Annotated in this window: 28 protein-coding genes and 1 pseudogene; 11 read left to right on the forward strand and 18 right to left on the reverse strand. The window is 59.5% G+C overall.

Annotated elements, in window-relative coordinates:
- Positions 1-52: 52 nt before the first annotated feature.
- From EKA13_RS28315 to EKA13_RS09050, 10 genes and pseudogenes are all read right to left on the reverse strand, one after another.
- Positions 53-145: pseudogene (locus EKA13_RS28315) on the reverse strand (hypothetical protein); the annotation flags it as partial.
- Positions 146-254: 109 nt separating this feature from the next.
- Positions 255-1586: a glutamate/aspartate:proton symporter GltP gene (gene gltP, locus EKA13_RS09010; RefSeq protein WP_065759051.1), complete on the reverse strand. Its 1332-nt coding sequence runs from the start codon at positions 1584-1586 to the stop codon at positions 255-257.
- A gap of 576 nt (positions 1587-2162) precedes the next feature.
- Positions 2163-2321, reverse strand: a complete 159-nt coding sequence (locus EKA13_RS09015) for a DUF1328 domain-containing protein (protein WP_065759052.1) — start codon at positions 2319-2321, stop codon at positions 2163-2165.
- A 30-nt stretch (positions 2322-2351) separates the two neighbouring features.
- Positions 2352-3971: an EAL domain-containing protein gene (locus EKA13_RS09020; protein ID WP_065759053.1), complete on the reverse strand. Its 1620-nt coding sequence runs from the start codon at positions 3969-3971 to the stop codon at positions 2352-2354.
- A gap of 75 nt (positions 3972-4046) precedes the next feature.
- Positions 4047-4823 (reverse strand): N-acetylmuramoyl-L-alanine amidase, encoded by a 777-nt coding sequence (locus EKA13_RS09025; RefSeq protein ID WP_065759054.1) that lies wholly within the window; start codon positions 4821-4823, stop codon positions 4047-4049.
- Positions 4824-4913: 90 nt separating this feature from the next.
- On the reverse strand, positions 4914-6887 hold the full coding sequence (locus tag EKA13_RS09030; RefSeq protein WP_065759055.1) for a GGDEF domain-containing protein: 1974 nt from the start codon (positions 6885-6887) through the stop codon (positions 4914-4916).
- Positions 6888-6915: 28 nt separating this feature from the next.
- Positions 6916-7770 (reverse strand): endonuclease/exonuclease/phosphatase family protein, encoded by an 855-nt coding sequence (locus EKA13_RS09035; RefSeq protein WP_065759056.1) that lies wholly within the window; start codon positions 7768-7770, stop codon positions 6916-6918.
- A 12-nt stretch (positions 7771-7782) separates the two neighbouring features.
- Positions 7783-8412, reverse strand: a complete 630-nt coding sequence (dsbA, locus tag EKA13_RS09040) for a thiol:disulfide interchange protein DsbA (RefSeq protein WP_065759057.1) — start codon at positions 8410-8412, stop codon at positions 7783-7785.
- Positions 8413-8612: 200 nt separating this feature from the next.
- Positions 8613-9230, reverse strand: coding sequence for a c-type cytochrome (locus EKA13_RS09045; protein ID WP_065759058.1), 618 nt, complete (start codon positions 9228-9230; stop codon positions 8613-8615).
- 46 nt (positions 9231-9276) lie between these two features.
- Complete coding sequence (locus tag EKA13_RS09050) at positions 9277-9567, reverse strand: c-type cytochrome (protein WP_065759059.1); 291 nt, start codon at positions 9565-9567, stop codon at positions 9277-9279.
- Positions 9568-9761: 194 nt separating this feature from the next.
- Here EKA13_RS09050 and yihA point away from each other — a divergent pair, with 194 nt between their 5' ends.
- Positions 9762-10394 (forward strand): ribosome biogenesis GTP-binding protein YihA/YsxC, encoded by a 633-nt coding sequence (yihA, locus tag EKA13_RS09055; protein ID WP_065759060.1) that lies wholly within the window; start codon positions 9762-9764, stop codon positions 10392-10394.
- 293 nt (positions 10395-10687) lie between these two features.
- Here yihA and polA read toward each other — a convergent pair whose 3' ends face one another.
- On the reverse strand, positions 10688-13450 hold the full coding sequence (gene polA / locus EKA13_RS09060) for a DNA polymerase I (protein ID WP_065759061.1): 2763 nt from the start codon (positions 13448-13450) through the stop codon (positions 10688-10690).
- Positions 13451-13524: 74 nt separating this feature from the next.
- Here polA and EKA13_RS09065 point away from each other — a divergent pair, with 74 nt between their 5' ends.
- Positions 13525-13809 carry a DUF2782 domain-containing protein gene (locus EKA13_RS09065; protein ID WP_065759062.1) on the forward strand — a complete coding sequence of 95 codons (285 nt, stop codon included), beginning with the start codon at positions 13525-13527 and terminating at the stop codon, positions 13807-13809.
- A gap of 64 nt (positions 13810-13873) precedes the next feature.
- The gene (locus EKA13_RS09070) at positions 13874-14824 is read left to right on the forward strand and encodes a homoserine kinase (RefSeq protein ID WP_065759063.1); all 951 of its coding nucleotides are present in this window, start codon (positions 13874-13876) and stop codon (positions 14822-14824) included.
- 26 nt (positions 14825-14850) lie between these two features.
- On the opposite strand, the gene EKA13_RS09075 is transcribed toward EKA13_RS09070, so the two are convergent.
- Complete coding sequence (locus tag EKA13_RS09075) at positions 14851-15768, reverse strand: zinc ABC transporter substrate-binding protein ZnuA (RefSeq protein ID WP_065759111.1); 918 nt, start codon at positions 15766-15768, stop codon at positions 14851-14853.
- Positions 15769-15834: 66 nt separating this feature from the next.
- Here EKA13_RS09075 and zur point away from each other — a divergent pair, with 66 nt between their 5' ends.
- From zur to EKA13_RS09110, 7 genes are all read left to right on the forward strand, one after another.
- Positions 15835-16317, forward strand: a complete 483-nt coding sequence (gene zur / locus EKA13_RS09080; protein ID WP_065759064.1) for a zinc uptake transcriptional repressor Zur — start codon at positions 15835-15837, stop codon at positions 16315-16317.
- A complete protein-coding gene (gene znuC / locus EKA13_RS09085) occupies positions 16317-17096 on the forward strand; it encodes a zinc ABC transporter ATP-binding protein ZnuC (protein ID WP_065759065.1) in 780 nt (259 codons plus the stop codon). The genes zur and znuC overlap by 1 nt, the downstream gene beginning before the upstream one ends.
- A complete protein-coding gene (gene znuB, locus EKA13_RS09090) occupies positions 17089-17871 on the forward strand; it encodes a zinc ABC transporter permease subunit ZnuB (RefSeq protein ID WP_065759066.1) in 783 nt (260 codons plus the stop codon). The genes znuC and znuB overlap by 8 nt, the downstream gene beginning before the upstream one ends.
- Before the next feature lie 144 nt (positions 17872-18015).
- Positions 18016-18729, forward strand: coding sequence for a PA5502 family lipoprotein (locus tag EKA13_RS09095; protein ID WP_065759067.1), 714 nt, complete (start codon positions 18016-18018; stop codon positions 18727-18729).
- Between the two features lie 223 nt (positions 18730-18952).
- Positions 18953-19960 (forward strand): methionine ABC transporter ATP-binding protein, encoded by a 1008-nt coding sequence (locus tag EKA13_RS09100; RefSeq protein ID WP_065759068.1) that lies wholly within the window; start codon positions 18953-18955, stop codon positions 19958-19960.
- Positions 19960-20631 carry a methionine ABC transporter permease gene (locus EKA13_RS09105; RefSeq protein WP_065759069.1) on the forward strand — a complete coding sequence of 224 codons (672 nt, stop codon included), beginning with the start codon at positions 19960-19962 and terminating at the stop codon, positions 20629-20631. Before EKA13_RS09100 ends, EKA13_RS09105 begins: the two co-directional genes overlap by 1 nt.
- A gap of 60 nt (positions 20632-20691) precedes the next feature.
- Positions 20692-21465 carry a MetQ/NlpA family ABC transporter substrate-binding protein gene (locus EKA13_RS09110; RefSeq protein ID WP_065759070.1) on the forward strand — a complete coding sequence of 258 codons (774 nt, stop codon included), beginning with the start codon at positions 20692-20694 and terminating at the stop codon, positions 21463-21465.
- A 46-nt stretch (positions 21466-21511) separates the two neighbouring features.
- Here the strand turns inward: EKA13_RS09110 and EKA13_RS09115 are convergent, their stop codons facing one another.
- Genes EKA13_RS09115 through EKA13_RS09135 form a run of 5 tightly spaced genes read right to left on the reverse strand, consistent with a single transcriptional unit; the run spans position 21512 to position 25416 of the window.
- A complete protein-coding gene (locus EKA13_RS09115) occupies positions 21512-22144 on the reverse strand; it encodes an SCO family protein (protein ID WP_065759071.1) in 633 nt (210 codons plus the stop codon).
- Positions 22141-23040, reverse strand: a complete 900-nt coding sequence (gene cyoE / locus EKA13_RS09120) for a heme o synthase (protein ID WP_065759072.1) — start codon at positions 23038-23040, stop codon at positions 22141-22143. The genes EKA13_RS09115 and cyoE overlap by 4 nt, the downstream gene beginning before the upstream one ends.
- Complete coding sequence (locus EKA13_RS09125; RefSeq protein WP_065759073.1) at positions 23025-24107, reverse strand: COX15/CtaA family protein; 1083 nt, start codon at positions 24105-24107, stop codon at positions 23025-23027. Before EKA13_RS09125 ends, cyoE begins: the two co-directional genes overlap by 16 nt.
- Before the next feature lie 9 nt (positions 24108-24116).
- On the reverse strand, positions 24117-24710 hold the full coding sequence (locus EKA13_RS09130) for a hypothetical protein (protein WP_065759074.1): 594 nt from the start codon (positions 24708-24710) through the stop codon (positions 24117-24119).
- Positions 24676-25416 (reverse strand): SURF1 family protein, encoded by a 741-nt coding sequence (locus tag EKA13_RS09135; protein WP_065759075.1) that lies wholly within the window; start codon positions 25414-25416, stop codon positions 24676-24678. Before EKA13_RS09135 ends, EKA13_RS09130 begins: the two co-directional genes overlap by 35 nt.
- A 60-nt stretch (positions 25417-25476) precedes the next feature.
- Between EKA13_RS09135 and EKA13_RS09140 the strand changes: the two genes are divergently transcribed.
- Positions 25477-25680 carry a twin transmembrane helix small protein gene (locus tag EKA13_RS09140; protein ID WP_065759076.1) on the forward strand — a complete coding sequence of 68 codons (204 nt, stop codon included), beginning with the start codon at positions 25477-25479 and terminating at the stop codon, positions 25678-25680.
- Positions 25681-25686: 6 nt separating this feature from the next.
- Here EKA13_RS09140 and EKA13_RS09145 read toward each other — a convergent pair whose 3' ends face one another.
- Complete coding sequence (locus tag EKA13_RS09145; RefSeq protein ID WP_065759077.1) at positions 25687-26574, reverse strand: cytochrome c oxidase subunit 3; 888 nt, start codon at positions 26572-26574, stop codon at positions 25687-25689.
- Positions 26575-26577 lie beyond the last annotated feature (3 nt).

Here is a 26577-nt window from a genome sequence, read left to right on the forward strand (position 1 = left end):
CGGTGCCTGCTCACGCGCCTGGCTGGCAACGCCATACAGCTTGACGCCAAAGGGCAAAGATCCCGGCGTTGCCGCCCACTAACCATTGCGCCAGCGCCGACACGGCAGCGACCACGAAAAATCCAAGCCAGAGGCCGTTGAGCATCAGTTATTCCCCCACACAGTGGGCCGAATGATAGCGGGCCAGGCTGGGGGCACGCCAGAAAAGCAAAAGCCCCGACACGTCGGGGCTTTTAATCAGATCATGCAGCGACTTACTTGGTCGCCACTTTGCCGACAGGTACTGCTTCCTTGCTGCGCCAGTGCGGCAGCGAGTTCCAGTAGCGCTGGCCTTTGGCATCGTCGTACATGCCTTCCCAGCGAGCGATAACCAGTACCGCCAGAGCGTTGCCGATCACGTTCAGCGCGGTACGGGCCATGTCCATGATGCGGTCTACACCGGCGATGAAAGCCAAGCCTTCCAGCGGAATACCGACACTGCCCAAGGTGGCCAGCAGTACCACGAAAGATACGCCCGGAACGCCAGCAATACCTTTGGAGGTGACCATCAAGGTCAGTACCAGCAGCAGTTGCTGGCTGATCGAAAGGTCGATGCCGTAGAGCTGAGCGATGAAAATCGCAGCAATGCTCTGGTACAAGGTCGAACCGTCGAGGTTGAACGAGTAGCCAGTCGGGACGACGAAGCTGCAGATGGCCTTCGGTGCACCGTAGGCTTCCATCTTCTCGATTACGCGCGGCAATACCGTTTCAGAGCTGGCAGTGGAGTAAGCCAGAACCAGCTCATCCTTGAAAATGCGCATCAGCTTCAGGATCGAAAAGCCGAACAAACGAGCGATCAGGCCCAGCACCATGAAGCCGAAGAAGGCAATCGCGAAGTAAACCAGCAGTACCAGCTTGGCCAGCGGCAGCAGCGAAGCAAAGCCGAAGTTGGCAACAGTGACCGCGATCAGCGCAAACACACCGATTGGCGCGTAGTTCATGATCATGTGAGTGACCTTGAACATGGCTTCGGACACGCCCTGGAAGGTTTTCACCAACGGATCACGGATATCCGCCTGCAAGCTCGAAAGGCCCAGACCGAAGAGCACGGAGAAGAAAATGATCGGCAGCATTTCACCGCGCATCAGCGCTGCGAAAATGTTCGACGGAATCAGGTTGAGGATCGTCTCGATGAACGCGTGCTCATGCTGCACTTCAGCAGCGGTTGCCTGGTACTTGGAGATATCCACCGTACCCAGCGTGCTCATGTCGATGCCGGCGCCTGGGTGGAACAGGTTGGCCAACAGCAGGCCGACCACGATCGCGATGGTGGTGACCACCTCGAAGTAGATGATGGTTTTCAGGCCAATACTGCCCAGTTTTTTCGCATCGCCAACCCCGGCGATACCCACGACCAGTGAAGAGATCACGATCGGGATAACAATCATCTTGATCAGGCGAATGAAGATGTCACCGGCTGGCTGAAGAACGTTACTGATCCACCATGCCTTTTCTGCACTGAAATGATTCAGCACTGCACCGATTGCAATCCCGAGAATCAAACCGATGAGGATCTGCCAAGCGAGGCTTAGTTTTGCCTTCTTCATGTCGTTACCCTTTCTTCAAGTGGTCACGGGCATTGCGCTGAAAACCCCGACCTAGAGCTATTGAAAGCCTTCAAGAGTCGATTGATCGCAGCAGGCAATAGCGCCGTAGAAGGTCACCGCAGGCGAGCGAAAGAACGCTCGGGTCAGCGAAAAAAGGCGCAACTATTCCGACGCGAGAGGGTAACGTCTAATGCCGTAAACGATTGCCCTATGCCGAATCGGCATGATGATTAAGGCTAAAAACGAACGTCTGAAAGGGTTGAAATAGAGGCGTTCGGAATTCCGAAGATGGCCAAAGCGCCATATTTAGGCCAATTCAGCCATATCCGCTTGGGTGATGAATGCCGTTGTTCGACAATCCGAATGCGTGAAACGCCCCAAATTTGTCGGAGGGGTCAGCTAAAAAAATATCGATGTACGGTCAACAAGACACACACTTCGACATCCGCTGTAGGAAACAACCCAAAAAAGCCGAAGTGATGCCCATTACCTCTACAGGCATTTCGGATATCCACTCAGTACCCGGGCCAACACTGAAACGTACAGAACCCTAAACAGAGCGCCTGACTGGCTTCGTCATCCACGTCGACCGAAAAACAGGGACACAGCGAACAGCACAAGGAAAATGATGAAGAGGATCTTGGCGATGCCGGTCGCTGCACCCGCGATACCACCGAAGCCCAGTACAGCAGCGACAATGGCGATAATCAGGAAAGTAATAGCCCAACTCAACATGATGATTCTCCGTCGTATATTGGAGGAGGTTCAGGCCTCATCATCGATCCGTCGCGGCCCCCTGCGCCGACCTCGGGTCACCAACTCGGCAAATTGCCTGGCGCTGAGGGGGTGCGCAAACAGCCAACCCTGTCCGTAGTTCACACCCTCGCTGTTCAGCAACAGCGCCTGATCCTCATACTCGATACCTTCGGCGATAACCCGCAACTGCAAGGCATGCGCCATGCGAATGATATGCGGCGCAACCCCGCTACTGGCGGCATCGTGGCCCAGAGCATCGATGAACGCCTTGTCGATCTTCAGGCAGTCGACCGGCAGTGTCTGCAGGTAGGCCAGGCTGCAGTAGCCCGTGCCAAAATCATCGATCAACACTTGGTGACCAACCGAGCGCAGTGCTTGCAGGTTATCCCGTGCGACTACCACATCAATCAGCCCGCGCTCAGTCACCTCGAAAGCGATCTGGCTGGCCGCGACGCGGTGCAGTGCCAGTAAACGAGCAGCCACACGACCAATGCGTGGCACCATCACATCGCACGCTGCCAGGTTAATCGAGATGTACAACTGAGGGTTGGCGCGCAACAACTGCCCCAACTGCTCCAGCACGCGCTGCAACACAAAGTCGGTGATCTGGCGAATTTGGCCGGTGTTTTCCGCCAAAGGAATGAATAAGTCCGGACTGGTCAACGTGCCATCGGGATGGCGCCACCGTACCAGCGCCTCGGCCCCCACGCATCGTCGGCTGTTGAGTTCGAGAATTGGCTGATAGAGCACCTGCAACTCACCTCGCCGCAACGCCCCCTGCAGCTCCGAACTCATTGATTGACGTTGACGTACCAGCTGCAGTACCAACCAGCCGATGCACCAGGCCAGCAGCAGGCTACCTGGGAACAACAACCAGATGACGCCATTCATTTTCAGCGGCAGGCTGGTTTTGGGGGTAATCAGCACCAGTTGATAGTCCGGAGACTTGGTCGGCATCCGATAGACCAGATGATCGGGCAACTCCAGCATGGCGTTTGCAACGTCGAGTGCCCCATCAGAGGAGGGTGGCCATGCCTGCGCCGGCCCCAACACGGGTACTGCGCGCATGCCGTTGTCGAGCACCACCAACAGGCTGCCGCCTGGTGGCAGATCAACAACATCGCTCAGGTGCCCACGAGAAGTCGAGATACGGAAATGCCCACGCCCCAGCATCAATGCCGCCAGGTTATCGTTCGGTTCGGCACTGGTGTTCAACCAATAGCTGTAGGTCGGCCCCTGAATGTCCGGGGGCCGTACAGGCTCTGTGCTGTGCTCGCCCAAGCGGTTGGAGCAGCGGGTGTCTCCATCTATATAGGCGGCTTCAAAGACAAAGCGATTGTTGAAGCCAACCTGCTGCAAGGCTGCCAACATCTGCGGAGTGCACCCTCGCAGCGGTTGAGCCTGAAGATGATCCACACCTTCACGCAGCTGACTGAAGATCTGCTCCAGCCGCTCCAGAAAGCGCTCCCCCTTCGCATTCATCTGCTCGCTTTCACTTTGCTGAATCTGGTGCATGGCCACACCAAGGCTGGCACTCAGCAACAGGATCGCACTGGCCGAGGCCGCGAGAGCGGCCAGTAGCCAGGGGCGAAGGAAAAAGCTGCGCAACGCGGCGAAGGCAGATGACATCAGGCGATATCCCGTTGAATACCACAAGGTATAGCAACTGCCTGACGAATCAGCCTGCCCGTTGGGCGGCGCCCATCAGCGGGAGCGGTTGAGCACCTGCAAGATTGCCGCCGTCTGCGCATCGGGCACGCCATCAAAACGTTGCGGGCGGAATCGCATCTGGAAGGCAGCCAACACGTGCCGGGTACTGACATCATTGACCCCGGTTTGCTCGATGGCATAGCCGAAACGTGCCAGTTGCTGCTGGTACCAGGCAATACTCGGCGGGCTCACATCGAAACGGGCACGCTGCTGTGCAACGGCAGCGGCATCAGGCCATACACCAACACCGGCATCGGCCAGGCGCTTCCAGGGAAACAGAGGGCCGGGGTCGAGTTTGCGTGATGGCGCTATATCGCTATGCCCAATGATATGCCGTGGGTCGATGTTATTGCGTTTTACGATGTCCTTGAGCAACAGGATCAGCGCCTGTATTTGCGCCTCGGAGTAGGGGTGCCAGACACGTCCAGACGGTGTATCGGTAAAACCTGGGTTTACGATCTCAATGCCAATAGAGCTCGAGTTGAGCCAGGTACGCCCCTGCCATTGACTGTCACCGGCGTGCCAGGCACGGCGGTTCTCGTCTACCAGTTGGTAGATGGTCGCTGGTTTATCACCGATCAGGTAGTGGCTGCTGACTTCACCATGGGTCAACAACGCCAGTGAACGCTCCAGCGAAGCGTTGGTGTAGTGCAGGACAACAAACTGGATACGACTGTCCTGGTTGACGGATGGGTGGCTTCGGTCAATCTGGAGGGTGTTTGCACAACCGGCCAGAGACAGAAGCAGCAGGGCGCAGAAGAAGGCTTTCATGGCAAGAGGGCACATCTATGGGTATCAGTAATGCAATAGCATAACGTACCCTCTCTAGCGATGGCGCAAACGGTGATAACTATATAGTGCTCATCCTTGTTCGACGCGGTTACGGCCTTGGTGCTTGGCGCGATACAACGCCTCGTCGGCGCGCTTGAGAGCAATGTCGCTGCGCTCTCCATCACGTAGCGCAGTGACGCCTATCGAGAGGGTGATCGTTACCCGCTCGCCCTTGAAGTGGAATGGGCAGGCCTCGACCGCCGCCCGCAGGATTTCGGCCTGCTGGCATCCACTGAGCAGATTGCTCTGCGGCATCAACAACACAAACTCTTCACCACCAAACCGGGCGATAAAGTCACGCCCGCGCAAGCGCTTGCGCAGTTCGTTGGCAACGATCTTTAGCACCTTGTCGCCAGCGAGATGCCCGTAGTTATCATTGATCCTTTTGAAATGGTCCAGATCAAGGATCGCGACCAACAAGTGACCACCCTGTGCCTGCCAAGCCTGCATCTCACGCTCCAGATGCTCGGACCAGGCCGCACGGTTTGGCAGGCCGGTCAGCGGGTCGATCAAGGCCTTCTGCCTCTGCTCTTCCAGGTGCTCCCGATAGCCTTGGGCTTCCTGCTCCATATGCGTAACCCGTTCAGCCAAGCCACGCAACCGCTCGGCCATTTCCTGTTCACGCTGATCGCGCTGCTGCTGGTGTATGTCAATCGTTCCCAGCAATCCTTCCAGTCGGTTATCCAGAATGTGTTTGAGGCTTTCCAGATCCGCAGCCCCCTGCACGCTGCTTTGCAGGCCATCAACCTGTTCACGCAACTGGCTATCCAGATCGCGGGCAGCTGTCCGGCTATCGGCATGCCCTTCACTGGCTTCCTGCAGATGACTCTGGAAAGACTCAAGGCGTTCATTGACCTGCTGCAGATAGGCTTCAAACTCATGCTGGCCGCTGCTGGTGATAGCCAGCATGAGCACGACCAGATCGTCCAGGACCGGCAACAGCTCATACCAGTTCAGGCCATGCTGCAGGCGCTCGCGCATGGATTGCGCCTGGGCCTTGTGCCGCTCGGGAAGCGTCAGATCATCCAGCAAGCCCAGCAGGGTCTCTTCAATATGACTGGCGACCGAACTGTAGCTAGGCTCGGTGTTTTCGGGCAGTGCGTACGCCTCTTCGGCGGGCGTGGCCTGATCCTCCGGGATATCGGCAGCGAGCGGTGGAGCATCGGCCCCGGTCTCCGGTGCTTCAGGACGCTCAGGTTCAGATGCTGGCTCCGCTGCCAATGCCTCAAGCGGCGCAGCGACTGGAGGAGAGGGCACCTGCACAGGCTCGGCGGCCGCGGGTTCGACCTGCACGGACGTCACCGCCTCGCTGGCCGCCTCGGCAACGGGCTCAGGCAGCGGATGCAGCTCATCTGCATCAACCTCGGCAGGCGATGCAACAGGCGCTGATTCAACAACAGCGGCCTCGAACTCAACCTCAACGGCCTTAGAGGCTGTGCTGGCAACCGTTGTCGGTACTGCGGGCGCCTCTGATGCCGCTTCGCGGTTACCGAACAACCGTTGCAAAAAACCTGGGCGGCCGGCTTCCTCTGGCTTGTCCAGCGCAGCAATCGCCTGGCCTTGCAAGCTACTCAGCTCGCCCAGCAGCAAAGGCATCTCACGAGGCTGACTCGCGCGAGCATCCAGTTGTTTGGCAAATTTTTTCAGTGGCCGAGTGACCTCACTCGGCAACGGCAACGCTTGCAACTGGCCCACTAATGCCGCCAACGCTGTGCCGATCTGTGCCGTTCGGGTTTCCCGACGCTGCTCGGAGTCCAATACGGCTTTTTCCAACCGCGGAATCAAGCCTGCCAGTGCAGCGTCCATATTGTCGGTGCGGATGACATCGCGCATCTCTTTCATGCACTTATCAACAGCCAGATCGCTGCCTTCGGCCGCCAATGTGCTGCGTACCAAGCCCCGGCGCAGAAGGTCAAGGCGAGCTTCCCAGCGGCGCTCGAGCTTTTCTTGTTGCTCAATACTCTTGAGGTATTTCTCTTTCCAGCGCTGGGCTTCTTCGGTCATGCCTGATTTCGCAAAGGAGTAGGGGCAGTTAGCTCACGGCCGGAAGCGTATCCATCGCAAGGGCATCAGGCAAACGAATCTCAACCGCGACCGGAAGATGATCGGAAATGGGCTGGGCAAGCACCTCGAAGCGCTCCAGCGTGAGGCTGGGGCTGAGCAAGATATGATCAAGACAACGCTGCGGTCGCCAACTGGGGAACGTGGCTTGCACCTGCGGGGCAACCAAACCGAGATCACGCAATGGCGAGTGTTCCAGCAGGTCGCTGGCATGGGTATTCATGTCGCCCATCAATACCTGATGACGATAACCACCAATCAGTTCACGAATGTAGGCGAGTTGACGCGCACGGGTCCGTGCACCCAGCGCCAGATGCATCATCACCACTACCAACGCATCGTCCCCTTCACCAAAACGCACCAGAATCGCACCACGACCCGAAGGACCGGGCAGCGGATGGTCTTCCAGCAACTGCGGCTTCAAGCGACTGAGTACGCCATTGCTGTGCTGAGCGAAACGGCCAAGGTTGCGATTGAGCTGTTGATACCAGTAAGGGAAGGCACCCAGTTGCGCCAGGTACTCGACCTGATTGACGAAACCTGAACGCAAGCTGCCACCATCGGCCTCCTGCAGGGCGACGAGATCAAAGTCGCTGAGCAGGTCACCAATTTTCTGCAAGTTACCGGCACGGCCGGTGGTAGGCAAAAGGTGCTGCCAACTACGCGTCAGATAGTGGCGGTAGCGCTCGGTACTGATCCCCACCTGGATATTGAAACTGAGCAGGCGCAGACGACCGTCCTTCGGGAGGCTACTGGTCTGCAAATGGTGTTCGTTGACCTGCGGATCATGCAGGCCAACACACCGTTCAGTTTTCCAACGCCGCATGGCAATCGCCGCTTACTGGGCGGCGCGCTCCTTGGCAATCAACTGGTCAGCCACGTTGATGGTTTCCTCTGGACCGCCGGCAGAGCCCAGGTCAAAACGGTACTTACCGTTGACAACCATGGTCGGAACACCGCTGATTTCATATTTTTTGGCCAGATCGCGAGCTTTCTGAACCTGGCCCTTGATCGCAAAGGAATTGAATGTCGCCAGGAACTTGTCCTTGTCGACGCCCTGAGTCGCTAGGAAGTCGGCCATTTCCTCAGGCTTGGTCAGACGCTTGTGTTCCACTTGGATCGCGTTGAATACAGCACTGTGCACCTTACCCTCGACACCCATGGCTTCCAGGGTCAGGAACATCTGGCCATGGGCATCCCAGGCGCCGCCAAACATGGCAGGTACGCGCACAAAGTTGACGTCCTTTGGCAGCTTCTCGACCCATGGGTTGATGGTCGGCTCAAAGCTGTAGCAATGCGGGCAGCCGTACCAGAACAGCTCCACCACCTCGATCTTGCCAGGCACAGCAACCGGCACAGGATTGTTCAGCTCGACATACTTACCGTCTGCAGGCGGCTCGGCGGCCTGGACGGACATGCCAAAGACGCTGGCGGCGACCAACGCGGCGCTGAGAATCAGATTACGCATGCTTTACTCCTGAGCAGTGATGAGTCGCCACAACGCGACCTGCCTTCAGACAGATCGACACAGGCCTGAGTTCGATAGTGTAACGGTAGCAGGTACAAAAAAGGGCGGCCCTAGCCACCCTTTTCATGCTTTCGCAGCTGCATTAACGGCACGTTAACATTGCGAGAGATGTAGCCCCGCACAACGTTACGCCGCAAGGATCAGTGCAGACCCTGAATGTAGCTCGATACTGCCTCGATGTCCTTGTTGCTCAGCTTGGCAGCGATGGAACGCATGGTCATCGCGTCGCCGTCGTTGGTACGGTTGCCTTCACGGAAGTCGGTCAATTGCTTGGCGACGTACTGCGCATGCTGGCCACCCAGGTGCGGGAAACCGGCAGCAGCCAGGCCAGCGCCATTAGGCGAGTGGCAACCGGTGCAGGCTGGCATGCCTTTTTCAAGGTTGCCACCGCGGAACAGGGCTTCACCGGCCGCGACCAGTTTTGGATCGGCGGCGCCGACACTGCCTTTCTGGCTAGCGAAGTAGGCCGCGATATCTGCCATGTCCTGATCACTCAGGTTGGTCAGCAGACCGGTCATTTCCAGCACGGTGCGCTTACCCGACTTGATATCATGCAGCTGTTTCTCCAGGTATTTCTCACCCTGGCCAGCCAGTTTCGGGAAGTTCGGCGCCATGCTGTTACCGTCTGGACCGTGACAAGCGCCACATACAGCAGTTTTGCCCTGACCGGCAGCGGCATCGCCAACAAGATTGCCAGCGGCATTTGCAGCGCCGGTGACGCCCAAGGTCAACAGCAGACTCACGAGTAGTTTGTTCATCAGCTAATCCAACTACGGCTAAGGGTGAAAGAGTTATGTATCGATACTATCGGATCATCCACTGAATGATCGCCCGGTAGTCTTCGGCACTGCAGTCCATGCACAATCCACGCGGCGGCATAGCCTTGAAACCCTGGGTGACATGCACCACCAACGTCTCCATACCCTGCGCCAGTCTCGGTTCCCAGGCTGCACGATCACCTGGTTTCGGTGCCTGTGGCAGCTGACCGGCATGACACGCCGCGCATGCGCGGTTGTACAACGCCTCGGGATCCTGTGTAGCCTGAGCGCTGAAAAACGGTACCAAGACAACGGTAACCAACAGCCATTTCGTCATGCGAACGACCTTTCAGGGCTGGGGGCCTGCACTGCGTTCTAACGCGCAAGCTTGAATCGGGTCCCCCCGTGAACCTCATCCTACGCTGGGATAAAGCGCACACAAAATCTGCGGCATTATATACTCCCGTTATCGAAACGGAAACGACACCCCTTGCCGAGCCTGCCTCGGACAAGCCCCCAAGCGGATACCCCATGCACGTAAAAAACCCCATTCTCGGCCTCTGCCAACAGGCCAAATTTGCGCTCAGCGCCGCCAAAGTCGACCAGTGCCCAGACGACCAGGGCTATGAAGTGGCCTTTGCCGGGCGCTCCAACGCCGGCAAGTCCAGCGCCCTAAACACGCTGACCCACGCCAGCCTGGCACGCACCTCGAAAACACCCGGTCGCACCCAGTTACTCAATTTTTTCAGTCTGGACGAAGAACGGCGTTTGGTCGACCTGCCAGGCTATGGCTATGCAAAGGTCCCGATCCCGCTCAAACAGCACTGGCAGCGCCACCTGGAGGCCTACCTGGGCAGCCGCGAAAGCCTGCGGGGCGTGATTCTGATGATGGATGTGCGTCACCCCATGACCGACTTCGACCAGATGATGCTCGACTGGTCAGTGGCCAGTAACATGCCGATGCATATTCTTCTGACCAAAGCCGACAAACTCACCTATGGCGCGGCAAAAAACACCCTGCTCAAGGTGCAAGCGGAAATCCGCAAGGGCTGGGGCGAAGGGGTGACCATTCAGCTGTTCTCCGCCCCTAAGCGCCAAGGGCTGGAAGAAGCCTACGGCGTTCTGGCGAACTGGATGGAGTTGGCCGACAAGCCCGCAGAATAAGGGCCAGGCGCCAAACGCAAGGCAAAAAAAACCCCGGACTTCGTATGGGGAGGGGGAAGTTCGGGGTTCAAGTTCCGGACCGCTAGGGCGGGGTCCAGATATCTGCCAACACTTAACACAACATAGGAGCATCGAAGGGCTTCACCACCCATTCAGTTACTCTGAGTCGTGGTTCACCCAATTAGTTCCGGGCGTTTAGAAACTATTTGCGATAGCACATAGAATCTCCACGACTAACGGCGTGTAACCAGCCAAAAAGCCGCGACGATATGCCGCAGCTTTTTCAGGGCTATTTAGTGCGCTTCATCCCAATTCGAGCCCACACCTACCTCCACCAGCAGCGGAACATCCAACTGCGCGGCGCTGCTCATGTACGGACGGATCTGTTCACGCACCTGTTCGACCAGGTCTTCACGTACTTCCAGCACCAATTCATCGTGAACCTGCAGGATCACCCGAGCATCCAGCCCGGAATCGTTCAGCCAGTTGTCTACCGCTACCATGGCCCGCTTGATGATGTCGGCTGCAGTACCCTGCATTGGTGCGTTGATCGCCGTGCGCTCCGCGCCTTTGCGCAGTGCCGGGTTCTTTGCATTGATGTCCGGCAGGTACAGGCGGCGACCGAACAGGGTTTCGACAAACCCTTGCTCGGCAGCCTGAGCACGCGTGCGCTCCATGTACGCCAGCACGCCTGGGTACTGTGAGAAATAGCGGTCGATATAGGCCTGGGACTGCTTGCGATCGACACCAATCTGCTTGGCCAGACCGAAAGCGCTCATACCGTAGATCAAACCGAAGTTGATCGCCTTGGCACTGCGCCGCTGGTCGCTTGTAACGTCTTCCAAGGCAACGCCGAAGACCTCGGAGGCCGTAGCCCGGTGAACGTCCAGGTTGTGCCGGAACGCATGCAACAGGCCTTCGTCCTTGGCCAGATGAGCCATGATGCGCAACTCGATCTGCGAATAGTCCGCAGCCAACAGACGGTAACCGGGTGCAGCAACAAACGCCTGGCGAATACGCCGCCCCTCTGGGGTGCGAATCGGAATGTTCTGCAGGTTTGGATCACTTGAGGACAAACGACCGGTGGCCGCCACGGCCTGATGATACGAGGTATGGATACGCCCGGTGCGCGGGTTGATCTGCTCGGGCAGACGGTCGGTGTAGGTGCTTTTCAACTTGCTCAGCGAGCGGTACTGCATCAGCACCTTGGGCAGCGGGTAGTCCTGTTCGGCCAGTTCCGCCAGCACGGCCTCAGCCGTGGAAGCCTGGCCCTTGGCGGTCTTGCTGAGGATCGGCAGGCCGAGCTTTTCGTACAGAATCACCCCCAACTGCTTGGGCGAACCCAGGTTGAACTCTTCACCCGCGATCGCAAAGGCTTCACGCTCCAGCGCGACCAGTTTCTCACCCAGCTCCAGGCTCTGGGCACCGAGCAGCTTGGCATCGACCAGTGCACCCTGACGCTCGATCTTCGCCAGCACCGGCACCAGCGGCATCTCGATCTCGTTCAACACCGGCAGCACGCTCGGTGTCTTGGCCAAGCGTGCCTGCAATGCCTGATGCAGACGCAACGTCACATCGGCATCTTCGGCCGCGTAGGGACCGGCCGTTTCAAGCGAAATCTGGTCGAAGGTCAGTTGCTTGGCACCTTTCCCGGCAATGTCCTCAAAGGAAATAGTGGTGTAGTCCAGGTACTTGAGCGCCAGGCTGTCCATGTCATGACGGGTCGCGGTGGAATCCAGCACGTAGGACTCCAGCATGGTGTCGAAGGCCACACCACGCAGCGCGATACCGTTTGCCTGATCACCGCCAATCGCGCAATTGGCCAGAATATTCATGTCATATTTGGCGTTTTGGCCGACTTTCAGCGTATTCGGGTCTTCCAGGATCGGCTTGAGCGCCAACAGCACGGCGTCTCGATCAAGTTGCTCGGGCACGCCCATGTAGGAGTGAGTCAACGGCACATAGGCCGCCTCAAAGGGCTCCACAGCAAACGACACACCGACAATTTGCGCCTGCTGAGCATCAAGACCTGTGGTCTCGGTGTCGAAAGCAATCAGCGTGGCCTTCTTCAGTTTTTCCAGCCAGACGTCAAAGCGCGCCTGGTCAAGGATGGTCTCATACTTCACTTCGACCGCTGGCTGCTCTGCCACCTCGGCAACCGCCACGCCTTCACGCTTGGCCTCACGCTGAAGCTCCTCGACCCAGCTCTTGAACTCCAACTCGGTGTACAGCGCCAGCAAGGCTTCGCGGTCGGGTTCACCACACACCAGTGCATCAACCTCGATATCCAGAGGGACGTCGAGCTTGATCGTCGCCAGTTCATACGAGAGGAACGCGGCATCGCGATGCTCCTCAAGCTTGGCCGGCAGGGTCTTGGCCCCACGGATAGCCAGGCTGGGTACCTTGTCGAGGTTGTCGTAGAGATCGCGCAGACCGCCACCAACGCCGGTCAGCAGGCCCAGCGCGGTTTTCTCGCCCACCCCTGGAACGCCAGGAATGTTATCGACCTTGTCACCCATAAGAGCCAGGAAGTCGATGATGTGTTCGGGACCGACGCCGAATTTCTCCTTCACGCCAGCCACGCCCAGCACACTACCGGTCATGGTGTTGACCAGCGTAATGTGGCCATCGACCAGTTGCGCCATGTCCTTGTCGCCTGTGGAGATGATCACCGGGCGTCCGGCAGCCGCACTGCTGCGGGCCAGGGTGCCAATCACGTCATCGGCCTCGACGCCCTCCACACAAAGCAGCGGATACCCCAGTGCACGCACGCTGGCATGCAGCGGTTCGATCTGCACCCGCAAGTCATCCGGCATACTGGGCCGATTGGCCTTGTACTCGGCGAACATTTCGTCGCGGAACGTGCCGCCTTTTGCATCGAAAACAACTGCAAACAGGCTGCCTGGATACTGCTTGCGCAGGCTCTTCAGCATGTTCAGCACGCCCTTGACCGCACCGGTTGGCAGGCCCTTGGAGGTGGTCAGTGGCGGCAGCGCATGGAAGGCGCGGTACAGGTAGGAAGAACCGTCCACCAGGACGAGGGGAGCTTGGCTCATGAGCAGAATCAACCTTTTCGGCGGGCCCGGCGCTAGAATGTCCGGATCATTGACGACAAAGGGACAAGGTTATCATGCGCACACTAAATCGCCTGTTGCTGCTAGGGCTCCTGGCTACTCCGTTCGCGGCGATGGCTGCGGATGATGCACCATCGCCCGATCCGGAAGTCACCATTCGCCAGGAAGGCGATAAAACCATTCAGGAGTACCGCCAGAATGGTTTTCTGTATGCCATCAAGATTACCCCCAAGCATGGCAAACCCTACTTCCTGGTTCGCGCCGATGGCACCGAAGCCAACTTTATCCGCTCAGATCAACCGGACATGCTGATTCCATCCTGGAAGATTTTCGAGTGGTAACACGCGACCTCTAACATCAACCCGGCACTTCCTGGCCGAAGTGCCCGAACGAGCAGTTTTGACCATGTCTGTGTTCACCCCTTTGACCCGGCCTGAGCTGGAAACCTTTCTGGCCCCTTATGGCCTGGGCCGCCTTCGGGATTTCCAGGGCATTGCCGCCGGAACCGAAAACAGCAACTTCTTCGTCAGCCTCGAACAGGGTGAGTTTGTGCTGACGCTGGTCGAGCGCGGGCCAATCCAGGACCTGCCGTTCTTTATTGAACTGCTGGACGTCCTGCACGAAGCCAACCTGCCTGTGCCATACGCATTGCGGACCACGGACGGCGTGGCATTGCGCGAGTTGGCCGGCAAGCCGGCCTTGCTGCAACCGCGACTGCCAGGCAAGCACATCAAGGAGCCGAACAACCAGCATTGCCATCAGGTTGGCGAACTGCTTGGCCACCTGCATGTGGCGACCTGCGAGCATGTGCTGGAGCGTAAAACCGACCGCGGCCTGGACTGGATGCTGCAAACCGGTGCCGAGCTGATGCCGCGCCTGAACGCGGATCAACGCCAGCTGCTGCAAGCCTGCCTGGAGGAAATCAGAACGCACCACGCGCAGATCATGGCCTTGCCGCGCGCCAACCTGCACGCAGACCTGTTCCGTGACAATGCGCTGTTCGAAGGCACGCACCTGACGGGCCTGATCGACTTCTACAACGCCTGCTCCGGGCCGATGCTCTACGACCTGGCCATTACGCTGAACGACTGGTGCTGTGACGATGCCGGGCAGCTCGACGGTGCGCGCTCCAGGGCGCTGCTGGGTGCCTATGCGGCACTGCGCCCCTTCACGGCGGCAGAAGCGCAACTCTGGCCGGTCATGCTGCGGATAGCCTGTGTACGCTTCTGGCTGTCCCGGCTTATTGCGGCAGAGTCCTTCGCGGGCATGGATGTATTGATTCACGACCCTGCCGATTTCGAAGTGCGCCTGGCAGCGCGTCAGCAAGTCAGCGTGGCGTTGCCGTTCGCGCTCTAAGCCGGTTATTGCACGGAGGCGGCTGTCTAGAGCGCCTCCAGGCAACCCGCCAGGTCATTGCCAAGCTTCTCCAGCACCTGCTCATAGCCCTGGGCGGTCACTGGGGTATTGCCCCCTAGTGCATCCAGTTCGGCCAGACGTACCGGCAAGCCGGCCGTCAAGGTCTCGGCCAGTCGTGGGCGCAGCGGCGGCTCACTGAAGACGCACGTCTTGCCGACTTCCTGCAAACGCTTGCGCATGGCAGCAACGTGCTGGGCACCGGGCTGCACTTCGGCGGCGACACTGAATACGCCAGTATGCTGCAAGCCGTACGCCGCCTCGAAGTAATCAAACGCTTCGTGGAAAACAAAGTACGGCCTGCCGGAAACACCCGCCAATCGAGCCTTCAAGCGCAGGTCGAGGGCATCCAGGCGCTGCTCGAACGCGCTCAGGTTGCTCTGATAGCGGGCAGCATTGGCCGGATCGGCGGCCACAAGGTCAGCCGCCATTTTCGCGGCGATCACCCGGGCATTGGCCGGTGCTAACCACAGGTGCGCATCCAGGCTACCCGGACGATGATCGTGATCATGCTCGTCCGTCGACTCGTGGGAGTGGCTGTCTTCGCCAAAATGGCGCAACTGCAACCCCGGCACAGCCTGCAAGGCCACGCTGGGCTTGTTGCGGCTGCTCAGCACGCGCGGCAGAAAACCTTCCATATCAGGGCCAATCCAGTAAAGCAGGTCGACCTCGGCAACCCGCCGCACGTCCGAGGGACGAAGGGCGTAATGGTGAGGCGAAGCGCCCGGTGGAAGCAGCACCTCGGGCGTACCAACACCGTCCTGGACCGCAGCCGCAATCAACTGCAGCGGCTTGATGCTGGTCAATACACGGACCTCGGCCTGCGCTGGCGCCAAGACGACAAGACTGGAGACAAAAGCGACAAAAAGGGCAAAAAATCGGGACACGATAGCCACTCAACGGTTCAGGAACAGGTAACATAATAACGTCTCTCACAAGAACCGTCGCTGCTCATGCCTACTACACCGCTGGCCAATCGCCCCCACGACCACTCCCACTGCGTCCACAGCGCCCTGGCCGAGGCCGACGCGCTGTGTGTCCGCCAGGGCCTGCGCCTGACCGCCTTGCGTCGACGCGTGCTGGAGTTGGTCTGGCAGAGCCATAAACCCTTGGGCGCCTACGACATCCTGGCCGTGCTGAGTGAGCAAGACGGTCGCCGCGCCGCGCCACCGACGGTGTACCGGGCACTGGATTTCCTCCTGGAAAACGGCCTGGTTCACCGAATTGCGTCGCTCAATGCCTTCATGGGCTGCAGCCATCCAGAGCATGTCCATCAAGGGCAGTTCCTGATTTGCCGCGAATGCCATGTCGCGCTCGAACTGGAACAGTCGTCGATCAGCGATGCCATCGTTGCCAGCGCCAAGGAGGTCGGTTTCACGGTTGAAACGCAGACCGTCGAAGTGGTTGGGCTCTGCGCCAGTTGCCGGAGCGCGTGATGAGCAATGCCCTGATTCGCCTGGAGCAGGTGAGCGTCGGCTTCGCTAGCCAGTCGGTGCTCGACAACATCGACCTCAGTGTCGAGCCTGGCCAGATCGTCACCCTGATCGGCCCCAACGGCGCAGGCAAAACGACCCTCGTACGCGCGGTGCTCGGGCTGCTCAAGCCCGACAGCGGCAAAGTCTGGCGCAAACCCAAGCTGCGTATTGGCTACATGCCACAGAAGCTGCACGTCGATGCGACCTTGCCGCTTTCGGTTCTACGGTTTCTGCGCCTGGTGCCCGGCGTAGACCGCAATACAGCCTTGGCAGCCCTCAAGGAAGTGGGTGCCGAGCAGGTGATCGACAGCCCTGTCCAGAGCATTTCCGGCGGTGAAATGCAGCGCGTACTGCTGGCCCGGGCGCTGCTGCGCGAGCCCGAGCTGCTGGTGCTCGATGAACCGGTACAGGGCGTCGACGTGGCGGGCCAGGCCGAGCTGTACAGCCTGATCACCCGGCTGCGCGACCGCCACGGTTGCGGTGTACTGATGGTCTCCCATGACCTGCACCTGGTAATGAGCACCACCGATCAGGTTGTCTGCCTGAACCGGCATGTCTGCTGCTCCGGGCATCCCGAGCAAGTCAGCGGCGACCCGGCCTTTGTCGAGCTGTTCGGCAACAACGCGCCAAGCCTGGCGATCTACCACCATCACCACGACCACGCCCACGACCTGCACGGTTCCGTGGTTGCCCCGGCCAAAGCCGGTCATGTACACGGAGACCACTGCAAGCATGGCTGATTTTCTGCTCTACGCCCTGCTTGCAGGTTTGGCGCTGGCGCTGGTTGCAGGCCCCTTGGGATCGTTCGTGGTCTGGCGGCGCATGGCCTACTTTGGCGACACGCTGTCCCACGCAGCACTGCTGGGTGTGGCACTGGGCTTCGTACTCGACATCAGCCCCGCCCTGGCGGTTACGGTGGGTTGTCTGCTGTTGGCGTTGCTGCTGGTCACCCTGCAACAGCGCCAGCCGCTAGCGTCCGACACCCTGTTGGGGATTCTCGCACCCAGCACCCTGTCCCTCGGCCTGGTCGTGCTCAGCTTCATGCACGATGTGCGAATCGACCTGATGGCCTACCTGTTCGGTGATCTGCTGGCGATCAGCCCGGGCGATCTTGCCTGGATACTCGGCGGCAGCAGCGTGGCCTTGCTGCTGATCGTGGCCCTGTGGCGGCCCTTGCTGGCCGTGACCGTCCACGAGGAGCTGGCCATGGTCGAAGGCTTGCCGGTGGCCGCGTTGCGCCTGGCCCTGATGCTGCTGATCGCGGTAGTCATTGCCGTGGCCATGAAGATCGTCGGCGTGCTGTTGATCACATCACTGCTGATCATCCCGGCAGCCGCTGCCCAGCGTCACGCCCGCTCACCCGAGCAGATGGCCCTGGGTGCCAGCCTGCTAGGCGTGGTGGCAGTATGCAGCGGGCTCGCCCTGTCCTGGTTCAAGGACACGCCGGCCGGGCCGTCAATCGTGGTCTGCGCTGCAGTGCTATTCTTGATTAGCCTGGCGCTTCCCCGGCGCTGAACGGCGGCGCAGTCGCGCAGGGTACAACCACAGAGGTTGCACCCTGCGACATTTTAATCGCGCATACACTCTGAAGAGTTATTTTCGAGTCAGCGAGCTGGGTGTAGACTTGCTCGTTTTTTGCGCAAATAGAGAGTCGCAGGAATGAAGCCGTTCGCCTCCCGTTATCTGCTCCTTGCCGCGTTTTCCCTGGCCTTGGCCGCATGCTCAAGCAACCCGGCGCAGAGCACCGCCGTGCCTGCGGCGCCAGACGCCTGGCAGCAGCTGGAACAAAGCATCGCCAGCAGCGAACTGGCCACCGCCGAAGATCAGCTCGCAGCGCTACAAACTCAAGCACCGGGCGACAGTCGCCTGGAGCAATATCAGCGGCAACTGGCCGAAGCCTACCTGCAACGCAGCCAGATCGTACTGCAGAAAGGTGATGTGAATGCTGCCGCCACAGCCCTTAGCCGCGCCCGTGCGCTGATGCCCAAGGCGCCAGCACTGACCGGCGGCGTCAACGGTGCCATTACCCAGGCGCGAAGAGCTGAGCTCGACAAGGCTGAAGCCGCCCTCAAGGCCGCGGAAGCACGCCCTGCGGCCAAGCTCATCGACCCGTCTGCGGCCAGCACGGTCATCGCCCTGAAGATTGGCAAGATGAGCGAACTTCGCCGCCAACTCGATGATATTGCCAGCGATACCGTCAACTATGACTGCGACGTGCTGTTTCAGGTACCGCGCAAGCAGGACTATCCGTGGCTTGCCACCCTGCTCAGCAAACGCGTACACAAGCTTGCACCTGACTTCGCGCTGCAGCAGCGCCATGAGATACACCGCAATCAGCCGGCCCAGGTCGTACTGACACCGCGCCGCCCCTAAGACCAGCTGCCGGGCCGCCCCTCGGGTATCCCGGCCGGCTCCGGGCCCGCCCAGGCTCACGGACCGTCTTGGCAAGCATTTCGCTCAACTGACCACTGATCGCGTTATTCCCGTATCGTTGGTTGTTTACGAAATAAATGCTAAGAACCTCTATGTGAACAGGCTAAAATGCGCGCCCGGCCATCCGCTGACCCTAATTCATGCGCCCCACAAGGTTCGCTACGTGATCGAGTTTCAAAACGTCCATAAAACCTACCGCGTTGCCGGTAAGGATATCCCCGCCCTGCATTCGACCGACCTGCGTGTCGAGAACGGGCAGGTATTCGGCCTGATCGGCCATTCCGGTGCAGGCAAAAGTACCTTGCTGCGCCTGATCAACCGCCTGGAAGCCCCTAGCGGCGGGAAAATCATCGTCGACGGTGAAGATGTCACCGCGTTCAATGCCAACGAGCTGCGCCGCTTCCGGCAACAGGTCGGGATGATCTTCCAGCACTTCAACCTGCTGGCGTCCAAGACGGTTGCTGACAACGTTGCCCTGCCATTGACCTTGGCCGGTGAGCTGTCGCGCAGTGAAATCGACACCCGCGTCAGCGAGCTGCTGGCCCGTGTCGGCCTGAGCGAACACGCCAGGAAATACCCGGCGCAACTGTCTGGCGGGCAAAAGCAGCGCGTTGGCATTGCCCGCGCCCTGGCGACCAAGCCGAAGATCCTGCTGTGCGACGAAGCCACCAGTGCCCTCGACCCGCAGACCACCGCCTCGGTGCTGCAACTGCTGGCCGAGATCAACCGTGAGCTAAACCTGACCATCGTCCTGATTACCCATGAAATGGATGTAATCCGTCGCGTCTGCGATCAGGTGGCCGTGATGGACGCCGGGCAGATCGTCGAGCATGGCCCGGTGGCAGACGTGTTCCTGCACCCCAAGCACCCGACCACAAAGCGTTTCGTTCAAGAAGACGAACAGATCGACGAAAACGAACAGCGCGACGACTTTGCCCATGTACCGGGCCGGATCGTGCGATTGACCTTCCAGGGCGATGCCACCTATGCGCCGCTGCTGGGTACCGTCGCCCGTGAAACCGGGGTGGACTACAGCATCCTGGCCGGACGCATCGACCGCATCAAGGACACTCCCTATGGGCAACTGACCCTGGCCATCACCGGTGGTGATATGGACGCGGCGTTTGCCCGCTTCCACGCGGCTGACGTTCATATGGAGGTACTGCGTTAATGGACGCCCTGAATTTCTTTGCCAACGTCGACTGGAGTGAAATCTGGTTGGCCACCGTCGACACCATGACCATGCTCGGCGGTTCGCTGTTCTTCACCGTGCTGCTCGGCCTGCCGCTGGGCGTGCTGCTGTTTCTCTGCGGCCCGCGCCAGCTGTTTGAAGAAAAGCGCGTGTATGCGCTGTTGTCGCTGATCGTCAACATCCTGCGTTCGCTGCCGTTCATCATTCTGCTGATCGTGATGATCCCGATCACTGTACTGATTACCGGCACCTCGCTGGGCGTCGCCGGGGCCATTCCACCGCTGGTGGTCGGAGCCACACCGTTCTTCGCGCGCCTGGTGGAAACCGCCTTGCGTGAAGTCGACCGGGGCATTATCGAAGCCACGCAAGCCATGGGTGCCACCACGCGACAGATCATCGTCAACGCGCTGCTGCCAGAAGCTCGGCCAGGTATTTTCGCGGCAATCACCGTCACCGCCATCACCCTGGTGTCGTACACCGCCATGGCCGGCGTCGTCGGCGCTGGTGGGCTGGGTGACCTGGCTATCCGCTTTGGCTATCAGCGGTTCCAGACTGATGTCATGGTGGTCACCGTGGTCCTGTTGCTGGTACTGGTTCAAGTACTGCAGAGCGTCGGCGACAAACTGGTTGTGCATTTTTCCCGTAAATAACCCCATGGGTCGGCCATGCCGACACCCGGGGGCCGTAACGGCCCTCACAAGGAGTGATGAATGAAAAAACTGCTTGCTGTTGTCGCCGCCGTTGCGGCCTTCTCTGCCCAGGCGGCCGAAACCCTGACCGTCGCTGCGACCGCCGTGCCGCACGCCGAGATCCTTGAGTTCGTCAAACCGAGCCTGGCCAAAGACGGCGTGGACCTGAAAGTGAAGGTCTTCACCGACTACATCCAGCCTAACGTACAGGTTGCCGAGAAGCGTCTGGACGCCAACTTCTTCCAGCATCAGCCGTACCTGGATGAATTCAACAAGGGCAAGGGCACCAACCTGGTCAGCGTCGCCGGCGTGCACCTGGAGCCACTGGGCGCCTACTCGAGCAAATACAAGAAGCTGGACGAGATCCCGTCGGGCGCCAACGTGGTGATCCCTAACGACGCCACTAACGGCGGCCGTGCATTGCTGCTGCTGGAGAAAGCGGGCCTGATCAAGCTCAAGGATGCCAAGAACATCCTGTCCACGCCGAAAGACATCGCCGAGAACCCGAAAGGCCTGAAGATCCGCGAACTGGAAGCCGCGACCCTGCCGCGTGTCCTGACCCAGGTCGACCTGGCACTGATCAACACCAACTACGCGCTGGAAGCCAAGCTGGACCCAGCCAAGGATGCGCTGATCATCGAAGGCAGCGACTCGCCTTACGTCAACATTCTGGTTGCCCGCCCGGACAACAAGGACTCCGACGCCATGAAGAAACTGGTTGGCGCACTGCATAGCCCAGAGGTGAAGCAGTTCATCCTTGATAAGTACAAAGGCGCTGTCGTACCAGCGTTCTAAGTCCTACCTGCTGGAGCCGGTTTGACCGGCTCCAGCACATCCCCCCTCAATCACGCTTGACCAACCCCGGCAACTGGACAATCAGTTTCTGGTTGTTGAAGGGCGCGCGAATGAAACCACGTTGCTTCCCGTCCGGCCCCAGCAGGGCCAGGTTGCCGCTGTGGTCAACCGTGTAGTTCGGCTTGCTGGTGTCGGCCGGAATGAACGGAATGCTCAGCGCATTGGCCAGCTTCTGGGTCGTATCCAATGAGCCTGTCACGCCACGAAACTCCGTATCGAAGTACCCCAGGTACTGCTTGAGCTGAGTTGGCGTGTCGCGGTTCGGATCAACACTGACCAGAACCACCTGCAAGCGCTCGGCCGCTTCTTTTGGCAATTCGCTCTTTACCTGACGCAGTTGCGCCAAGGTGGTCGGGCAAACGTCCGGGCAGAAGGTGTAGCCGAAGAACAGCAATGACCATTTGCCTTTCAACTGGTCCATCGTCACAGGCTGGCCATTCTGGTCGGTCATTTCCAGCGCAGGCACACTGCGACTTTGCGGCAACAGAATGATCCCGGCATCAATCAGCTCGGCGGGGTTGGCCTGGCCTTTGGTAGTGATCACTTTGTTGATGGTAAGCCCCAGTACGATGGCAACCAGGGCAACGAGGATAAAGACTGTTTTCTGGGTTCGGGTCATAGGTTCAACAGTAGGTAATGGTCTACAAGCAGCGCGATGAACAACAGGAACAAGTAGTAGATAGAGTACTTGAAGGTCTTGATCGCCGCGTGCGGCCGACTGCCACGGTACAACACCCACGCCCACTGCAGGAAGCGCGCGCCCAACAGCAGGGCACAACCGAGATAGAGCGGCCCACTCATATGGATGGCATAGGGCAGCAGGCTGACCGCCAGTAGCATCAAGGTGTAGAGCACGATGTGAACCTTGGTGTAGTGCTCGCCATGGGTCACGGGCAGCATGGGAATATCTGCCAAGGCGTACTCGTGCTTGCGGTGAATGGCCAAGGCCCAGAAATGCGGCGGGGTCCAAGCGAAGATGATCAGTACCAGCAGCAGGGGCTCAGCACTGAGGTGCCCACTGACGGCCACCCAGCCCAGCAACGGTGGCGCCGCACCGGCCAGGCCGCCGATAACAATGTTCTGCGGTGTTGCGCGCTTCAGAAAGCCGGTATAGATCACGGCATACCCCAACAGTGAGGCCAGGGTGAGCCAAGCGGTGAGGGCATTGGTAAAGGTCAACAGCAGGACCATGCCCAGCACGCCGAGCAAGAGGGCAAATGCCAGTGCGGCGGTAGGCGCCACGCGTCCCGCAACCAGCGGACGTTTATGGGTGCGGGCCATCAATGCATCAATGCGCCGGTCCAGCACATGATTGACCGCTGCCGCTGCACCCGCACAAAACGCAATTCCGAGATTGCCAAAGATCAGCACCGTCCACGGTACGCCTGCCCGGGTGGCCAGAAACATGCCGACCAGCGAGGTGATCAGCATCAGCAGCACAACCTTGGGTTTGGTCAACTCAAGGTAGTCACGCCAACCTGCCTGGCTACGACCCTCAGTCAGAAGCGTTGCCATGGATTATCCCCCAGATAGTGCACAACGCCCCCGGCACTGAGAGGCCGCAGTCGCCATTCGCGGCCCACACGACGCACTTTCGGTTGAGCCACACGGCGGGTGCTGTAGTTGACCAGAACCAGGGTCAGAAGCAGGGCTGCCCCCCCGGCGTTATGGGCCACGGCCACGGCCAATGGCAGGTGGAGCAGCACGTTACTGATACCCAGGCTGATCTGTACCGCCAGCACCGCCAGCACCAGAGCCGCCAACCGCGTGAGGCCAAACCGGCGCAATTGCCAGGCCAGTGCCAGCAGGGTACCGGTCACCAACAAGGCGCCGAGGCGGTGAGTAATATGGATGGCCGTACGCGCATCGCTGTCCAACTGCCCACCCAGGTAATTCGGACCGATATGCTGGGTCAGGTGGAAACCATTGGCGAAGTCAGCCGTCGGCCACCACTGGCCATGACAGGTAGGCACATCGATACAGGCCATGGCCGCATAGTTGGCACTGACCCAGCCACCCAGGGCAATCTGACCTATCACCATCACTAACGACAAGGCCGCAAGACGGCGTAAACGCACGGGCAAAAGCGGTAGCGGGGCAAACGCGTGTGACAGGCGCAGGCTCAACAGAAACAACAGGCCAAGGGTGGTGAAACCGCCCAGCAGATGCGCCGTCACGACCTGCGGCCACAATTTGAGGGTGACGGTCCACATGCCAAACGCCGCCTGTGCCACCACCACCCCCAGCAGCACCAAGGGCAGTTTGAAAGGCTGGCCATCGCGCCCATGACGACGGATCGCCTGCACAGCAAGCATCGAAATCACCAGCGCCAGGGTCCCGGCAAAATAGCGGTGGATCATTTCGTTCCAGCCCTTATGGGCCTCCACCGGCACATCGGGATAATGCAACTCGGCATGCGCCAACTGCGCTTCGGTCTTCGGCACGCTGAGGAAACCGTAACAGCCCGGCCAGTCAGGGCAGCCAAGCCCGGCATGGGTCAGGCGGGTATAGGCACCGAGCAAGATGACCACCAGTGCCAACAACGTAGCAAACACTGCAAGGCGATAACCGGGTCTGGCCATGACCATCTCCTAACCAATGTTAGAAAGCTTCAACAACTGGCGCAGGTCGTTGAGCACGTCCTTGCCGTTGGCCCTGGCGTCGTAACGCAGCACCAGGTTGCCGTGAGGATCGATAATCCACAGTTGAGCGTCCGGTTTGCCCTGGCTCATCCGGCCATACTGGGCAAGGTCCAGCGGGTAGCGCTGCAGTTGCGGGTATTCACGTGCAAGCTTGGCCTGATAGTCCGATGCCAACGCTTGTCCGACGGCCAAGGCATGGCTTGCGCGGCTGGCATCGCGCCCCAGGCCAATTTGAATCTGCCGGGCCAGATAGACCAGTTGCTGGCAGTCCATGGCGCAATCATTCGGCGCGCTGACCAATAGCTGCCAGCGTTGCTCGTCAGCCTGCACGCCAAGGTCGGCGCGGCTCTGACCATTGCCGATCAGCTCCCCGTGGTAGATACGGCTGTCGGGCACCCAGAACTGAAACTTGTACATGCCGGTAGCGAGAATCATCGGCCCGATCGTCAGCAACAGGATCAACAGCAGTTGCAACCGACCACGACCACGCCCTTGCGGAGCCTTGAGGTCAGAGGTGCTGGATGGATTCATGACGGTCCCCATGGCGTTTCTCCTTGTTGTTATGCCAGCCGAAGTAGAGGTAGAGCGCGATCAAGGCCAGCGCCAGGGCAAACCACTGCACGGCGTAGCCCAGGTGTTTTTCCGGGCCCATGACAACCACCGGCCAGTCCAGCCTGAAGGCTGCCGGACCAGGCTCAAGGCGTAATTCGTGGGCAAAACCTTCGCGTTGCAGTTGTGACCAGAACTGCGTGGCGTCTACGGCGGTCACCAAATGCGGCCAGGCACCGCCCTGTGGATCGACCTGCAGTTGAAATGCCGCACCGGGCGACACATAGACCCAAGCCTCCAGACTCAAGGGTTGATCCGGCGTGCTGAAGGACACGGGCGTACGTCGATCAGGCCACGGCAACCAGCCACGGTTGACCAGCAGCCACAGCCCACTGGGCTGGTCATGGAACGGTTGCAGCACCTCGACGCCCGGGCGGCCATCACGCATCCGGTTATCCAGCAACAGGCTGTACTGCGCGTCGAAACGGCCATAGAGCCTGACCCGCCGATAGGCTGCATCCTCAATCAGCGGCAACCGCGCAGCGGCCACCGGATCGGCGCTGCGGCGCTCGGCATACGTGGCCAGCAACTGACGCTTCTGCTCGGCACGGCTCAATTGCCAACAGCCAAGCGCCACCAGACCGGGCAGTAGCAAAAGCACTACCAGGGTCGGCAGTACACCGGGCCGGAACGGCTTCACCCGGCCACCCCACGGTCAGTCGCTATACTGAAAGTCATCGCATCCCCCCGGAGTTTCGCCATGCTAAAAGCCGCGATTGTCCTGATGCTGCTGGCGACCATCGCCAGCCTGTTCAGCGGCCTGGTCTTTCTGGTCAAGGACGAAGGACACTCGACCCGCCTGCTCAAAGCACTCACCATTCGGGTGAGCCTGGCCGCCGCCACCCTGCTGCTCATCACATGGGGCCTCTATAGCGGCCAACTGGTTTCCCACGCCCCTTGGTAAGCCCGACTAAAGCACGTACACGAAGATAAACAGACCCACCCAGACCACATCGACGAAGTGCCAGTACCAGCTGGCGGCCTCGAACCCGAAGTGCTTGTCGGCATTGAAGTGCCCACGCAGGATGCGGATGAACATCACCAGCAGGATCACCGTGCCCAGTGTCACGTGGGCACCATGGAAACCGGTGAGCATGAAAAAGGTTGCGCCGTAGATCCCCGACCCCAGTGTCAGACCGAGCTCGGTGTAGGCCTCGTGATACTCGTAGGCCTGCAGTATCAGGAAAGAGATCCCCAACAGGATGGTCAGGCCAAGCCACAGTTTGAGCGGTCCACGATGGTCCTTCCTCAACGCGTGGTGAGCGATGGTGACAGTGACACTCGAGCTGACCAGCAAGATGGTGTTGATCAGCGGCAGATGCCAAGGGTCGATGACCTCCCTGGGCGGCGGAAACAATTTCGGATCAGGGGTCTGCAGCAGCGGCCAGGCAAACTCGAAGTTTGGCCACAGCATGTGTGTCACGCCCTTGGCGCCATCACCGCCCAACCATGGCCCGGCCAGCGTGCGCACGTAGAACAATGCGCCGAAGAAGGCGAGGAAAAACATCACTTCAGAGAAGATGAACCAGGACATTCCCCAGCGGAATGAGCGGTCCAGTTGTGGGCTGTATAGCCCCGCTCGACTTTCCCTGACCACCGAACCGAACCAGCCAAACAGCATGTAAGCCAGAAACAGCGCCCCGACGAAGAAAATCAGCGGCCCATGGGAATCAGGACGACCAGCCTTCATGTCGTTGAACCAGGTACCCAGGCCGAACACAGTGATCAACATCCCGATCGTGGCAATGATCGGCCACTTGCTCTGCGCCGGTACGTAGTAGTGCTGATGTGAAGCCATGGG

This window comes from Pseudomonas defluvii, from assembly GCF_001695625.1.
GTDB lineage: Bacteria > Pseudomonadota > Gammaproteobacteria > Pseudomonadales > Pseudomonadaceae > Aquipseudomonas > Aquipseudomonas defluvii.

What these genes read in the sequence shown, in the direction of transcription:
- EKA13_RS09045 (WP_065759058.1), bottom strand. Translation starts at nt 9,230, where the DNA reads ATGAACAAACTACTCGTGAGTCTGCTGTTGACCTTGGGCGTCACCGGC.
- EKA13_RS09130 (WP_065759074.1), bottom strand. Translation starts at nt 24,710, where the DNA reads ATGGGGACCGTCATGAATCCATCCAGCACCTCTGACCTCAAGGCTCCG.
- EKA13_RS09105 (WP_065759069.1), top strand. Translation starts at nt 19,960, where the DNA reads ATGGACGCCCTGAATTTCTTTGCCAACGTCGACTGGAGTGAAATCTGG.
- EKA13_RS09025 (WP_065759054.1), bottom strand. Translation starts at nt 4,823, where the DNA reads ATGAAAGCCTTCTTCTGCGCCCTGCTGCTTCTGTCTCTGGCCGGTTGT.
- EKA13_RS09035 (WP_065759056.1), bottom strand. Translation starts at nt 7,770, where the DNA reads ATGCGGCGTTGGAAAACTGAACGGTGTGTTGGCCTGCATGATCCGCAG.
- yihA (WP_065759060.1), top strand. Translation starts at nt 9,762, where the DNA reads ATGCACGTAAAAAACCCCATTCTCGGCCTCTGCCAACAGGCCAAATTT.
- znuC (WP_065759065.1), top strand. Translation starts at nt 16,317, where the DNA reads ATGAGCAATGCCCTGATTCGCCTGGAGCAGGTGAGCGTCGGCTTCGCT.
- EKA13_RS09125 (WP_065759073.1), bottom strand. Translation starts at nt 24,107, where the DNA reads ATGGCCAGACCCGGTTATCGCCTTGCAGTGTTTGCTACGTTGTTGGCA.
- EKA13_RS09145 (WP_065759077.1), bottom strand. Translation starts at nt 26,574, where the DNA reads ATGGCTTCACATCAGCACTACTACGTACCGGCGCAGAGCAAGTGGCCG.
- dsbA (WP_065759057.1), bottom strand. Translation starts at nt 8,412, where the DNA reads ATGCGTAATCTGATTCTCAGCGCCGCGTTGGTCGCCGCCAGCGTCTTT.
- EKA13_RS09050 (WP_065759059.1), bottom strand. Translation starts at nt 9,567, where the DNA reads ATGACGAAATGGCTGTTGGTTACCGTTGTCTTGGTACCGTTTTTCAGC.
- EKA13_RS09115 (WP_065759071.1), bottom strand. Translation starts at nt 22,144, where the DNA reads ATGACCCGAACCCAGAAAACAGTCTTTATCCTCGTTGCCCTGGTTGCC.
- EKA13_RS09020 (WP_065759053.1), bottom strand. Translation starts at nt 3,971, where the DNA reads ATGTCATCTGCCTTCGCCGCGTTGCGCAGCTTTTTCCTTCGCCCCTGG.
- EKA13_RS09095 (WP_065759067.1), top strand. Translation starts at nt 18,016, where the DNA reads ATGAAGCCGTTCGCCTCCCGTTATCTGCTCCTTGCCGCGTTTTCCCTG.
- EKA13_RS09065 (WP_065759062.1), top strand. Translation starts at nt 13,525, where the DNA reads ATGCGCACACTAAATCGCCTGTTGCTGCTAGGGCTCCTGGCTACTCCG.
- zur (WP_065759064.1), top strand. Translation starts at nt 15,835, where the DNA reads ATGCCTACTACACCGCTGGCCAATCGCCCCCACGACCACTCCCACTGC.
- EKA13_RS09110 (WP_065759070.1), top strand. Translation starts at nt 20,692, where the DNA reads ATGAAAAAACTGCTTGCTGTTGTCGCCGCCGTTGCGGCCTTCTCTGCC.
- znuB (WP_065759066.1), top strand. Translation starts at nt 17,089, where the DNA reads ATGGCTGATTTTCTGCTCTACGCCCTGCTTGCAGGTTTGGCGCTGGCG.
- cyoE (WP_065759072.1), bottom strand. Translation starts at nt 23,040, where the DNA reads ATGGCAACGCTTCTGACTGAGGGTCGTAGCCAGGCAGGTTGGCGTGAC.
- EKA13_RS09140 (WP_065759076.1), top strand. Translation starts at nt 25,477, where the DNA reads ATGCTAAAAGCCGCGATTGTCCTGATGCTGCTGGCGACCATCGCCAGC.
- EKA13_RS09070 (WP_065759063.1), top strand. Translation starts at nt 13,874, where the DNA reads ATGTCTGTGTTCACCCCTTTGACCCGGCCTGAGCTGGAAACCTTTCTG.
- EKA13_RS09015 (WP_065759052.1), bottom strand. Translation starts at nt 2,321, where the DNA reads ATGTTGAGTTGGGCTATTACTTTCCTGATTATCGCCATTGTCGCTGCT.
- gltP (WP_065759051.1), bottom strand. Translation starts at nt 1,586, where the DNA reads ATGAAGAAGGCAAAACTAAGCCTCGCTTGGCAGATCCTCATCGGTTTG.
- EKA13_RS09030 (WP_065759055.1), bottom strand. Translation starts at nt 6,887, where the DNA reads ATGACCGAAGAAGCCCAGCGCTGGAAAGAGAAATACCTCAAGAGTATT.
- polA (WP_065759061.1), bottom strand. Translation starts at nt 13,450, where the DNA reads ATGAGCCAAGCTCCCCTCGTCCTGGTGGACGGTTCTTCCTACCTGTAC.